This window comes from Leptolyngbya sp. FACHB-711, from assembly GCF_014695615.1.
GTDB lineage: Bacteria > Cyanobacteriota > Cyanobacteriia > Elainellales > Elainellaceae > Leptolyngbya_A.
Genome location: NZ_JACJOR010000055.1, coordinates 1 through 13,025 on the forward strand (window position 1 = coordinate 1; position 13,025 = coordinate 13,025).

The 13,025-nt window shown below is 52.1% G+C and carries 9 protein-coding genes and 1 pseudogene; 6 read left to right on the plus strand and 4 right to left on the minus strand.

What is annotated here, in order from left to right; genetic code table 11:
* Positions 1–463: pseudogene (locus tag H6F80_RS01105) on the plus strand (hypothetical protein); the annotation flags it as partial.
* 13 nt (positions 464–476) lie between these two features.
* Here H6F80_RS01105 and H6F80_RS01110 read toward each other — a convergent pair.
* Positions 477–947 carry a Tery_1686 family protein gene (locus H6F80_RS01110; RefSeq protein ID WP_190789777.1) on the minus strand — a complete coding sequence of 157 codons (471 nt, stop codon included), beginning with the start codon at positions 945–947 and terminating at the stop codon, positions 477–479.
* A gap of 639 nt (positions 948–1,586) precedes the next feature.
* Here H6F80_RS01110 and ppsA point away from each other — a divergent pair.
* Positions 1,587–4,112: a phosphoenolpyruvate synthase gene (ppsA, locus tag H6F80_RS01115; protein WP_190789778.1), complete on the plus strand. Its 2,526-nt coding sequence runs from the start codon at positions 1,587–1,589 to the stop codon at positions 4,110–4,112.
* Positions 4,113–4,405: 293 nt separating this feature from the next.
* On the opposite strand, the gene H6F80_RS01120 is transcribed toward ppsA, so the two are convergent.
* Positions 4,406–5,200 (minus strand): hypothetical protein, encoded by a 795-nt coding sequence (locus H6F80_RS01120; protein WP_190789779.1) that lies wholly within the window; start codon positions 5,198–5,200, stop codon positions 4,406–4,408.
* Positions 5,201–5,371: 171 nt separating this feature from the next.
* On the opposite strand from H6F80_RS01120, the gene H6F80_RS01125 reads away from it, so the two are divergent.
* Complete coding sequence (locus H6F80_RS01125) at positions 5,372–5,785, plus strand: MGMT family protein (RefSeq protein WP_190789780.1); 414 nt, start codon at positions 5,372–5,374, stop codon at positions 5,783–5,785.
* Here the strand turns inward: H6F80_RS01125 and H6F80_RS01130 are convergent.
* Positions 5,698–7,863 (minus strand): CHASE2 domain-containing protein, encoded by a 2,166-nt coding sequence (locus H6F80_RS01130; protein ID WP_347277808.1) that lies wholly within the window; start codon positions 7,861–7,863, stop codon positions 5,698–5,700. The two genes, H6F80_RS01125 and H6F80_RS01130, sit on opposite strands and share 88 nt — an antisense overlap.
* An 838-nt stretch (positions 7,864–8,701) precedes the next feature.
* Between H6F80_RS01130 and glgB the strand changes: the two genes are divergently transcribed.
* The 3 genes from glgB (at position 8,702) to H6F80_RS01145 (ending at position 12,304) form a co-directional block, all read left to right on the plus strand.
* Positions 8,702–10,996 (plus strand): 1,4-alpha-glucan branching enzyme, encoded by a 2,295-nt coding sequence (glgB, locus tag H6F80_RS01135; RefSeq protein WP_190789782.1) that lies wholly within the window; start codon positions 8,702–8,704, stop codon positions 10,994–10,996.
* A 191-nt stretch (positions 10,997–11,187) separates the two neighbouring features.
* Complete coding sequence (locus H6F80_RS01140) at positions 11,188–11,682, plus strand: sterol desaturase family protein (RefSeq protein WP_190789783.1); 495 nt, start codon at positions 11,188–11,190, stop codon at positions 11,680–11,682.
* A gap of 286 nt (positions 11,683–11,968) precedes the next feature.
* Positions 11,969–12,304 (plus strand): STAS domain-containing protein, encoded by a 336-nt coding sequence (locus tag H6F80_RS01145; RefSeq protein WP_199296298.1) that lies wholly within the window; start codon positions 11,969–11,971, stop codon positions 12,302–12,304.
* A 31-nt stretch (positions 12,305–12,335) separates the two neighbouring features.
* On the opposite strand, the gene H6F80_RS01150 is transcribed toward H6F80_RS01145, so the two are convergent.
* Positions 12,336–13,025: PP2C family protein-serine/threonine phosphatase (locus H6F80_RS01150; protein ID WP_190789784.1), on the minus strand; the 690-nt coding region annotated here is incomplete at its 5' end.

The following is a 13,025-nucleotide window of genomic DNA, read 5'->3' on the forward strand; positions in this document are numbered from 1 at the left end:
CTTGATGGCAACGGCAGGAGACGAACCGCACTGGAACACAAGAGACGGCTCATCGGGGCACAAAGCGATTCCCTTATTAAGCGTCGATTTTGTTAGCAAGATTCCGATGATCTCGCGACTAATTCAGCAATTTGGGTTAGAAATTGACACGGTTTTAGAACCCATGCCCGACCTTTTAATTCACTCAGAGCGGAAAATTCATAGCACCTTTATCTTTCATGTTCCGACCGCGTTAGGTAGCCAATATATTCCTGCTCAAAAAGATTTTGTGGTTCCTTATCAGGTGAAGTCTGTTTTAGGCTTTGGCGGTTTACTTCCTTCTGGCAATCTTTTTGTGATCATCATGTTTACTAAAACCTGGGTTCCCCAAGAAACAGCAACACTCTTTAAATGGGTATCGACCTACACCTGGCTTGCTCTCACTGCATTTGACGGAAAAGCCGTATTTGCAAATCTGATGTAATCGATGAACTCACTTACCCGCCATCTCCCATCTCCTCACCGACTCCCCACTCCCCACTCCCGACTTCCCCATTAAATAACTCAAAACTCTGCCGACAAAACTCCCGAATTTGCCCTTTCATCTCCTCGATCGGCTCAGTCTTTCCGACAAATTGCCAGTTCTCGATCGTAGACATCCGCCACTGTTCGCCGAGATGGGTAAACCCTGCGGCTTCGATGCCGATCGCCCGATTCTTCTTCGTCCCCAGGTCTTGGTAAAAGCGAATTTGCACCAGGACACTGCGGCTTTGCAGGCGGCGACTCCAGCCCGGAAAGTGAAACCCGATGTCGATCGAGTCAGGGTCAACCAGATCACGGGTATCCGGGTCGTTTGCCCAGGGCTTCAGATCTGCCCGCGCATCGGGAAACTGTGCCTTAAACAAATTCACGACGGCGGCAATTTTGGTCGCTAGCTCTAGCCCGATCGCCTGTTCTGCTGCGTTCACTCGTTACGATTCCTCCTACTTTTTTGAACGATGTCCCAAGCGCAATCGATAAAACAGTATCAATTGATACTATTTTTTGCAGAATATCGCCGTCTTCAGAGTCTTATTCATAAAATGAAGCTACGAGTGACTTCCGTTCCCCTGACCAGTTAACCCAGAGGGAGGAAGCCAGACTCGCTTTCTTTACCGTAATTTAACTGATATCTCTACAATTCCTTCGATCGTCCGGTAGATTCGGCGATCGTGCCCTTTGCGTTTTTGCGTTGCTCAAGACGATCGATCTTCAGAGAAACTGCTTCCCTTCTGCACTGGCTCACAGGTCGAGTTTTGTTTCTTAGAAAAATGTTTGAACAGTCCTGACTGTTCTCCGAATTGTTCCCCCAGCCCTCTAATCCTGAAGGGAACTGAGCCTTCTCTAACGTTCAAAGTCTCCATTAATGGGGATTCAGGAAGCAGCGCAGAACTGACACGACCTGTCAAACATCCCCTCAAAAAGGTCAGGTCAACTGCCCCAATTTTCTTCTGTTTCTCTCCAGTTTTTCTGCCTGGCAGTTTTGTGATCGTCGATTGCCCCCATTCGATCGCTGCCATCTTTCCTCGTTTTCGTTAAAAAGCTTTCGTGATTAGGAGCCGCACTTCATGACTCTTGCAAATCGGTTTCAAAATCTTCCCGTCCTCGATCAGGCGCAAAAAGAGCAGGCATTTGTGCTGTGGTTTGAGCAGGTCGGCATTCACGATGTACCGGTCGTGGGCGGTAAAAATGCCTCGCTGGGAGAAATGATTCAGCAGCTTACACCCAGAGGCGTGAATGTGCCAACCGGGTTTGCAACGACTGCCTATGCATTTCGCTATTTCATGCGGCAGGCAGGGTTGGAACCAAGGCTGAGGCAGCTATTCGCCAATCTGGACGTAAACGATATGGCGCAGCTTCGGGAGTGTGGTAGACAGGCACGGACGCTGATTCTGGACACGCCCTTTCCGCCGGAACTGGATCGGTCGATCGTGGATGCCTACATTCAGCTTTGCGATCGGTATGGAGCATCGCTAGATATCTGTGAGGGCATGCGCGGCTTAGAGCGGGAAGACTGCTTGAGCAAGCATAGCGGTGTGGATGTGGCAGTGCGATCGAGTGCAACGGCAGAAGATTTGCCTGATGCCAGCTTTGCTGGACAGCAGGAAACCTACTTGAATATTCACGGCATCAGTCGAGTGCTGGAAGCCTGCCATCTGTGCTTTGCCTCGCTGTTTACCGATCGAGCAATTTCCTATCGGACAATCAAAAACTTTGATCACTTTGAAGTCGCGCTCTCAGTGGGTGTGCAGAAAATGGTGCGATCGGATCTGGCAGCCTCGGGCGTGATGTTTTCGATTGATACAGAATCTGGCTTTGAGAATGCTGCACTGGTGACGGCGGCTTACGGGCTAGGCGAGAACGTGGTGCAGGGTGTGGTGAATCCCGATGAATACATCGTGTTCAAGCCGACGCTGAAGAAGGGCTTTCGTCCAATTCTGGAAAAGCGGTTGGGCAGCAAAGAAATCAAGATGATCTATGACATTGGCGGCGGCAAAGCCACAGTGAACGTCCCGGTTGCCAAGTCGGAGCAGCAGCAGTTTGCGATCCATGACGCCGAAATCCTTCAGCTTGCAGAATGGGCTTGCATTATTGAAGACCACTATTCCTCGGTTCACGGCAGCAAAACGCCGATGGATATCGAGTGGGCAAAGGACGGCACAACCGGAGAGCTGTTTATCGTCCAGGCTCGCCCAGAAACGGTTCACTCCCAGAAGGTGGGCAATGTGCTGCGCTCTTATCGGCTGAAAGACCCGGCTCCGGCTAACGTGCTGCTCACCGGACGCGCTGTGGGCGACATGATTGGACAAGGCAAGGTGCGAATTATCACCGAACTCGATCAGCTTGAAGCGTTCCAGGAAGGCGAAGTGCTGGTGACGACGCGCACTGACCCCGACTGGGAACCGATTATGAAAAAAGCAGGAGCTGTAATCACCAATCAGGGTGGGCGGACCTGTCACGCGGCGATTATTGCCAGAGAGTTAGGCATTCCGGCAATCGTCGGCAGCGGCGATGCTACGGGTTTGCTGCATCACGGTCAGGAAGTGACGGTTTCCTGTGCCGCAGGCGAAGAAGGACAGGTTTATGCCGGACTGCTACCCTTTGAAGTCGAAGAACTGCCGCTCGACAATTTGCCTCCCACCCGCACCAAAGTCCTGATGAATGTGGGCAATCCGCACGAAGCATTTGGACTGGCTGCCCTGCCCTGCGACGGCGTTGGACTGGCCCGCACTGAATTTATTATTGCCAACCACATTCGCGTGCATCCCCTCGCCCTGATGAACTTCGATCGCCTCGAAGACAAATTCGTAAAGCAGGAAATTGCTCGGATCACGGCTCTTTATCCCCACAAACCCGACTACTTTGTCAGCCGCTTAGCTTCGGGAATTGGCATGTTGGCAGCCGCCTTTCACCCGAACCCAGTGATTGTGCGAATGTCGGACTTCAAGAGCAATGAGTATGCGAACTTGCTGGGCGGCAGAGCCTTTGAGCCAGAAGAAGAAAACCCGATGTTGGGCTGGCGCGGTGCATCTCGCTATTATGACCCGAAATATCGCGATGCCTTTGCACTGGAATGTCTGGCGTTTAAGCGAGTGCGAGACGAAATGGGCTTAACCAACGTGATTCCGATGATCCCTTTCTGTCGCACTCCCGAAGAAGGTCGCAAAGTGCTAGCAGAACTCGCGAAACACGGCTTAGTTCGGGGCGAAAACGGCTTGCAGGTCTATGTGATGTGCGAACTGCCGAGCAATGTCATCCTGGCAGACCAGTTCAGCGAAATCTTCGACGGCTTCTCGATCGGCTCAAACGACCTGACTCAGCTCACCCTGGGACTCGATCGCGACTCCGCCCTGGTGTCTCACTTATTCGACGAGCGCAACGAAGCCGTGAAAGAGCTAATCCGCATGGTGATTCAGCGTGCTAAGGCAAAAGGGCGCAAGGTCGGCATCTGCGGCCAGGCTCCCAGCGATTACCCTGAATTTGCCGCCTTCCTGGTAGAGCAGGGAATTGATTCGATCAGCCTCAACCCGGATACGGTGCTGAAGACGAGATTGACGATCGCGCAGACAGAGGGGCGGAGAGTGGGTAGATGAGTGAGTGGGTCGGTGAGTGAGTGAGGAGATGCGGGGCAGGTTTTGCTTGAGATATGGGAGATATATCAGATCAACCACAAGACCTGCCCTTAGGGCATTTTTGAGGGGGAACAATTCGCGATCGGGGAAGCGATCGAATGATTACCGTGGCTAAATCACGAGATCAGTTCGCTCCCCATTGCTGGAGAACGCTCAAACACTCAAAGTCCCTCAGAATTGACCCCTTTGGGGCTACCTAACGCAGTCAAACTCAATCCTTCACCCTTCAGTCCAGCAACACCAAAATTATTTTGCTATTTTGCGTCGCGTTCAACAGGCTCCCTGATTCGCGCTGTCACCAGGACGGCAGGTTGAGAACTGGCTTGCAGCGAAGGTACACGAGCATCGAGGATTTGCAGGCTTTCCAGCAGGGCGCAGCAAACGATCGGCTCGGTTTCGCGGTTCAGCATCAGGCGAAAGGTTTCTGCTAGTTCTTTTGGGGTGAGCAATAAAGACGGGTGAGGTTGGGTGAGGGCGTGGGTGAGTTGCCGCACTGCCAGCAGTCGCTTGAGCGGGTCGGAGTCTGCCAAATCGATGAACCAGTCTCGATCAAGCGCGGAATTCAGGGGAGCGTGGCTGATCTGGGTCTGCCGCCAAACTTGCCATGCCAACAGACCTAAAACAGTCAGAACGGCTGTGCCCTGAAGCACAAACCCGACCGCTACCCAAGACGATTGCATTTCCTGCCAGATCGAGAGCGTTAGATAGCTCATCCCTACGACGAAAATGCTACTGCCAAGGGTCAATATAAAGGGGCGATCGACGGTTTGCCACCAGTGCTGGCAGATTGCCCACAGCCGTCTTCCCTGTCCCTGTTGCAGCAAATACCCCGCTGATAGCGTCAGTAGCCCCAGCCCCAGCGAAATGACCAGTCGCCAGTTCCACAGCAGCAGCACGAGCAGCGCAGCCCCGCTCAACAGCCAGCCCTTCGAGGCAGAGCTATAGCGAACGATTTGCTGAACGCTGGGTCGCTCCAGCCATTGCAGCGCATAACGCCGAAAGGTTTGACGAAGCGGATATCGGGAACGGGATGAAGATGCTTGTGCCACAGGACTAACGAAAAATCACACGAAGGGGATGAACAAGAGAAAATAGACTGAAGCCAGCAGACCGGGAAGAATCCCTGAAAGGGTCTGAGGCATACCGTCCAGAGTCTAGCGCTTCCAGCGGCTAATCTCCAGTCTATCGTCTTGAAACTATAGGAAATTTGGGTGTCTCCTGTGTCTACTTACGATGCCATTTATGCGATCGTCCGGCAGATTCCTTCCGGCAAGGTCGCAACTTATGGTCAAGTCGCAGAGTTGGCAAGCCTTCCGGGGCAGGCGCGGCTGGTGGGCTATGCCCTGTATCGGGTAGATATGCAGTTGGACGACATTCCCTGGCATCGCGTGATTAATGCGAAGGGGAAAGTGTCCGAGTCTCCTTTTCGGCACGGAACCGATTACCTGCAACGATCGCTCCTGGAGCAAGAAGGCATCGTGTTCAGCAAACAGGGAAAAGTGAGTCTGCGGCAGTATCGCTGGCAGCCCGAATTTGTCTCAAGCCCCTACCGAATGGTTTCCGAAGCAGCGGCAGGCTCAGACGACGGCACGAGCGACGGCTCCTCGCAGTCCGCAGGCATCAGCCCGGTCTGATGAAATTCATAGCAATTTTTGCCGCGCTGTTTGGCGCGATACATAGCAGCATCGGCTTGTTTCAGCAAATCTGAGGGCGTGATGCTATCAATTGGATAAAGGCTAATGCCCACACTGGTCGAAATCGAGAGCAGTTCTCCTTGCAGGACGATCTTCTGAGAAAGGGTCAGCAAGATCTTATCGGCAACGCAAATCACATCCGAGATGCTGGGAATTCCGGGCAGCACAACGACAAATTCATCGCCGCCCAGGCGAGCCACCGTATCACTACTTCGCAAACAGCCGAGCAGCCGTTGCGCCACAGTTCGCAGCAGCAGATCGCCGATGTGGTGTCCATAGGTGTCGTTGATTTGCTTAAACCCATCCAGATCAAGGAACAGCACTGCCACCATTTGATTTGGGTTTGCCCAGGTGAGTGCGCTGCTGAGGCGTTCTTGCAGCAGTTTGCGGTTAGCGAGTCCGGTCAACAGATCATAGAAGGCAAGCCGGGTTAAGTCTTCTTTAGCTTGCTGTAGCTCAGCGTTGGACTGCACCAGCTCAGCCGCCGTACGCCGCAGTTCTTCTTCCACCTGCTTGCGTCGGGTAATATCGCGAATCACTCCCACCAGAAACACATTGCCCGCCGCGTCTCGGTGCAGCGATCGCTTTGTGGCAATCAGATAAGTCACGCCTTTAGCATCGGTGAATTCTTCTTCGGTTTCCTGCTGAGTACCGCGCTGAAACGTGAGTTGATCCTGTTCCCAAAAGCGGTTGGCTTCCTGAGCCGGGAAAAAGTCGAAGTCTGTCTTTTCCAGCAGCACGTCGATCGGGTAGCCAATAAAGTGGGCAAATGCCCGATTCAGCACAATCCAGCGATGGGACTGATTTTTGACAAAGACTGGATCAGGAATCGTATTAATGATGGAATTGAGAAATTCCTTGGATTTCTTGAGTTCTCCTTCCTGGCGAGCAATGCGTCCGGTCATCGCGATCGTTGCACCCAGCAGAGCACTCAGCGGTGGCACGAGCGGCAGCCAGTATCCCAGCAAAAAAGCGACATAGCAAATGAGCATGAGTCCCAGGCTAGCCACCCCCACCCGAACCGCCGATCGCTCCAGCGGACGAACCCACCAGCAGAGCGCAGCCCCCACCCAGCACCAGAGCCAGAGCCAGAGAATCTTAAACCCTTCTGGCGGAACGTGCAGCAGCGGACGCTGATCCAGCACTGCGCTTAAAAGCTGGCTGACAAACTGCGCCTGTAGCTCGACTCCGCTAATCGGCAGCGAGTTGCCACCCAATCCTCCGCTGTAGGAGGTGTAAAAAACGTCGCGGACGCTATCCGACGTGGAGCCAATCAGCACAACGCGATCGCGCATGATTTCTGGATCGAATTCGCCTGATAAGACCTGCGAGAGCGACAAGGATTCAAATGCGGCGGCGGGACTGCGCGGATTTGCCAGAATTTGATAGCCGCCCACATCCGCTCGCATATAACCCCCAACCTGGGAGGCGATCGGCAGCAGCTTGAGTGACCCAATTTCGACCTGAGTGCCTCGGGCACGTAAGCCGATTGATTCTGGCTCCAGGTATTTCAGAGCAAGTTTAAGGGCAAAACTGCGGTGCAGCTCTTGCTTAAGCTGAAGAAACAGCAGCGATCGACGCACCACGTTATCCGCATCAATCACCACGTTGTTAAAGCCCACCTGCTGCTGACGCTCGAGGGTTGTGGGTGGGGCGACTGCGGCACTCTCGTTATCGGGCAGCTTTTCCGTGCCAATTAGGTTGGGTGTGGTGGCGAAAATTCTTTCTAGCTCAGCTTGACCCTCACCGACTGACAGATCGCGATACAGCGTTAGCCCGATCGCTCGCGGCTCAGCCGTGCGAACTCGTTCGATCAGGTTTGCCAGCACTTGATCAGGAATAGGCCAAGCTTGAATCTGGCGGATATCGGCATCGCTAATCGTCACCAGCACAATGCGCGGATCGGCTGCCTCGATCGGGCGCAGACGAAACATCTGGTCGAGCATTGCCAGCTCAGGAGCCTGTAGCAAGCCAAAATAGCGCAGCAGCAAAATACTCGCCGAGATCACAAGGCTCACTTTCCACAGCGGACGATGCTCTCTTTTGAGAAGCACACGCAACCAATTGAACTGTTTCCGAAACTGCCTCATAAACCTTGCGCGAAGGGTGGTATTGCGTGGAGCTACCGTAGATAGAATGCCCGATGGTCGCCTGTCGATCGCACCAAAACGCTGATGTATAAACAGCCAGAAACAAATGAGCAGAAACAGGAAAAAACTTTAGATGATCCTAAAGTAGCAGGAAAGGAATGGAGCACCTAGCTTGCGCCTTTAGCAGAGCAATTCCTGAGAAGCAGCTTGGACAGTGAGAGCAGGCTTTGAGCAATAAACTTTGAGCAATAGACTTTGAGCGATAGACTTTGAGCAATAGACTTTGAGCCACAGACTTTGAAAAGAACGCAGAGGTTCCCTCCGTATAAAGCGGCATTGCCCCACGCCCTTGTCCCTACCGGGCACTTTGTCAACGCGACAAGGGCAATTCGACAACAAAATTTGAGAGATTATCAGCAATTTGGTACTCTTTGTTAAGGTTTGTGATCAGCCTTTTGAAAAAAGACCGTTTTACTGCTTGCGATCGATCGGGCAATCGGCGGCGTTGACACCCTGCAAACAGCTTCACATCGAAGTCCTGGCTTGCAGCAGTCTATACCTTAGAGCGGTTGTCTCAATTTTTGGGACAGTTCTAAGCTAACCAGTACGATTGCACCGTTTTATTCCTTGTTTTATTCCTTTGTTGAGTTGAACTGCTGAACGCGATCGCATAATTTCTTTAATCCTGACTATCCAGCCCAGTTCAGCAAAATTGTTCAATCTGCCACTGTAATCTTCGTTATATTGCGTCTAGGTAGGTACATTCATGTCCATGACCGTTGCACCAGAGCAAATCGAACGGATTGTTTGGAATCAGCACCATGACCCGTTTGAAGTTTTGGGACCGCACCAGCTTCATCAAAACGGAAAATCCGTTTGGGCAGTGAGAGCCTACCTGCCCCGTGCCAATGCTGCCTGGGTCGTTTACCCGGATGAGCGCAAAGAATACCCGATGCACGCGGTTCACGATCCGCACTTTTTTGAGTGTGTGCTCGATGTCGATGAACTGAAAAACTATCAGTTGCGGATTCAGGAAGGCGAACACGAGCGGGTAGTTTACGACCCTTATGCGTTTCGATCGCCTAGCCTCACTGATTTTGATCTTCACCTGTTTTCCGAAGGGAATCATCACCGCATTTACGAAAAGCTCGGCGCACATCCGACTGAAGTTGACGGCGTCAAGGGCGTTTACTTTGCGGTCTGGGCACCGAATGCCAGAAATGTCTCAGTGCTCGGCGACTTTAACCAGTGGGATGGGCGGCTACACCAGATGCGGGTGCGCGGAAATGGCGTTTGGGAGCTGTTTATTCCCGATATTGGCGCGGGCACGAGCTATAAATACGAGATTAAAAATCACGCGGGTCACATCTACGAAAAATCCGACCCCTACGGCTATCAGCAGGAAGTTCGCCCCAAAACCGCCTCGATCGTCACTGACCTTTCTTCCTACGAATGGAAAGATAGCGACTGGATGGAGCAGCGTCGCCACACCGATCCCCTGACGCACCCTGTTTCAGTGTATGAGGTGCATTTGGGCTCCTGGTTACACGGCTCAGCGGCCGAACCTGCCCATGATCAAAACGGCAATGTGATTCCGCCCGTCATTGTGGCAGACCTGAAGCCAGGCGCACGGTTCCTCACCTATCGGGAACTCGCCGATCGTCTGATTCCTTATGTGAAAGAGCTGGGCTATACGCACGTCGAGCTATTGCCGATCGCCGAACACCCTTTTGACGGTTCCTGGGGCTATCAGGTGACAGGCTACTATGCGGTAACCTCCCGTCATGGCACACCTCAAGATTTCATGTATTTTGTCGATCAGTGCCACCTGAATGGAATTGGCGTGATTGTGGACTGGGTTCCTGGTCACTTCCCCAAAGACGGGCACGGGCTGGCATTCTTCGACGGCACGCACCTGTACGAATACGCCGACCCCCGCAAGGGCGAACACAAAGAATGGGGCACGCTGGTGTTTAACTATGCCCGCAACGAAGTGAGAAACTTCCTGGTTGCCAATGCCCTATTCTGGTTCGACAAGTTCCACATTGATGGGGTGCGGGTGGATGCAGTGGCATCGATGCTGTATCTCGACTATCAGCGTCCGACAGGCGAATGGGTCACAAACGAGTATGGTGGACGGGAAAACATCGAAGCGGCGGACTTTCTGCGGCAGATGAATCACCTCGTCTTTAGCTACTTTCCGGGGACATTGACGATCGCCGAGGAGTCTACGGCATGGCCAATGGTGTCCTGGCCCACTTATGTCGGCGGGTTAGGGTTCAACCTCAAGTGGAATATGGGCTGGATGCACGACATGCTCGATTATTTCCACATGGACCCCTGGTTCCGCCAGTTCCACCAGAACAACGTCACCTTCAGCATCTGGTACGCTTTTAGCGAAAACTTTATGCTGGCGTTGTCTCACGACGAGGTCGTCCACGGTAAAAGCCCAATGATCGGCAAAATGCCGGGTGATGAATGGCAAAAATTCGCTAACCTGCGCTGCCTCTATACCTATATGTTCACGCATCCAGGTAAGAAGACCCTGTTCATGAGCAATGAGTTCGGGCAGTGGAGCGAGTGGAATGTCTGGGGTGATCTGGAATGGAATCTGCTTCAGTTTGAGGCACACCAGAAGCTGAAATACTTCATGAGTCGGCTGAATCAGCTTTACACCAGCGAACCCGCTCTGTATCAGGTTGATTTTACCCAGGAAGGCTTTGAGTGGATCGATTGCAGCGATAACCGCCATAGCGTCGTGTCCTTTATTCGCCAGGCAAAAGACCCAGACGAGTTTGTCATCACCGTCTGTAACTTCACGCCGCAGCCCCATTCGCACTATCGAGTCGGCGTGCCGGAGCTGGGCTTCTACACGGAGCTATTCAACAGCGATTCTCGCGAGTACGGCGGCAGCAACATGGGCAACCTGGGCGGTAAGTGGGCAGAGGAATGGTCATTTCACAATCGCCCTTACTCGATCGACCTCTGCCTCCCTCCGTTGGGAGTGCTGGTGCTGAAGCTCGATCGCCAGAAACCCAAAGAAGCTGGGCGATTGGAGTAGGACGGGGAACTGAAGCTCAACGATCGGCGACAAGAATAGGGATAAGAGGACTTTGGAGGAGTTTCGGAGGGGCTAAAACGTCTCAACCTTCAGCCAGGGTTGTCACGATAAAACCAAGGCTCATTCAGGTTCAATTGTCTCCTTTTAGCTTCACGGCTACGATAAGAAACAGTGTCAGGAGTTGAACGGGTATGTGGATTGCTGCGATCGTCTGCTTTTTTGTTGCCTTTGTGCTGGCAAGCCTGGTTGAATACTGGGTTCATCGCAAAATGCACGTTGCCCCGGAATCTACGCTGGGGGCGCGACATCTGGATCACCATAAGAAGAATGACGGACAGGGCGTGTTCTGGGAATTTCTGGACTATCTGAAGGGCAGCTTTTTTCTGATGCTGCCGATGTTCCTGGTATCCTGGCAGATGGGGTTGGGCTGGACGCTGGGTGGCGTTGCGTTTGCGGTCTTTTCTGCATACGCGCATCAGCTTCAGCACGAAGACCCAACCAAGTGCTTCTGGATGAAAATGCCTGTTCACTATGTGCATCACAAGTACGGCATGTGGCATCACAACTTTGGACTGGCAGTAGACTGGTGGGACCACGTTTTCGGCACGTACAAAGCTGTTAATTGGCTGGACGAACAAGAATTAAGCCGCCCGACGCGAAGCCATCTGGAATTACGCTGGTGGTAGAATGCCGCGAAGCTGTTCGCCCCGTCGGAAAAATCAAAAAAATTGCAAAATTTAGGCTAAAAACTCAGGTGCAGGATTCGAGAGAGAGAGTTCAAGCTGCATGATCGATTAAGACAGCCTTCCAGCTTCTTGGATCGCTGTCTAATTTTTTATCAGCGACGATCGTCTGGCTGAGATTTGTGCTGAAAGAATTCTGCGGTAGATTGATGATTGGAAGGGAGTGTTTTGGGTTTGGCGATCGTGCCTAACCATTAGAAGCTTAGCAATTAGGAATTTAACCCATTCAATGATTAATCAAAATATTAAGATCATCCAGCTCACTGGAATTCTGGATGGAACGCAAGCAGATCAGCTCCGGAACGAAGTAAGCCAATGCCTGACTACAGGAGCAAGGTGCGTTTTGATCGATTTTCAAGATGTGACATTTATGGATAGTTCTGGTTTAGCAGCTTTGATTACAGCAGTTCGCTTAATTCACGATCAGGGCAAAAAACTTTATCTTTGCTCGGTCAATCAGCAGGTCAAGATGCTGCTCGAACTCACAAGCATGGATCGAATTTTTCGCATCTTTGCAGATCAGGAAGAGTTTTTGACTCAGGCTAAAGATGAGCCTTCCAGCTAAAAATATTAGCTAAAATCACTGTCTGAAATTACTAGCTAAAATCAGCTCGGACAAGCGCGAGATCATCGCTTAAAGAACGCCCCTGAAACTGCTTAAATAGGCGATTGAGAACCTGCTCCAAATTGGTTTGCTGTCCAGCATCAATTAATAGCTGAATAAAGCTTTCCAGCCCCCACTGATTACTGGCGTGCTGCACCTCATAGGCTCCATCGCTGTAGAGATAAAGGACGCTATTCGCAGGAATTGTTGTGACCTTGCAGTTGACTTGAAATTGCTCAATCATACCGATCGGAAAATTAGGTGTTCGCAACAGTTGAGTCATGGTAGACAGGGCATCACTCGTGAGCAATACGGCAGGTGGATGTCCAGCACTGGCATAAGTGAGCTGTCGAGAACTGGGCTGATAAACGCCGTACCAGATCGTGAAAAATTTCTGGTTCTGGCTATGCATTTGAAACGCCTGATTTAGAGCAGTCAAAACGGCTTCGGGATGACGAAAATCGACTTCGGGTAGAGACTGCGATCGCAGCAAGTTGAGCAGAATCACCGATGGCAAAGCCGCCCCCAGCCCGTGTCCCGACACATCGAGCAAATACAGCACCAGATGGTTGTCATCCAGCCAGAAGTAATCAAAGCAATCGCCACCAAGCTGACTGGAAGGAATAAATCGAGCGTCAATAGAGACTTTGCCCTGCACCGGAGCAGGTAGGAGCGATCGAAC

Bases quoted from the DNA above. Each gene is read 5' to 3' on its own strand.
- ppsA (WP_190789778.1), top strand. From the start codon at position 1,587: ATGACTCTTGCAAATCGGTTTCAAAATCTTCCCGTCCTCGATCAGGCG.
- glgB (WP_190789782.1), top strand. From the start codon at position 8,702: ATGTCCATGACCGTTGCACCAGAGCAAATCGAACGGATTGTTTGGAAT.
- H6F80_RS01140 (WP_190789783.1), top strand. From the start codon at position 11,188: ATGTGGATTGCTGCGATCGTCTGCTTTTTTGTTGCCTTTGTGCTGGCA.
- H6F80_RS01145 (WP_199296298.1), top strand. From the start codon at position 11,969: ATGATTAATCAAAATATTAAGATCATCCAGCTCACTGGAATTCTGGAT.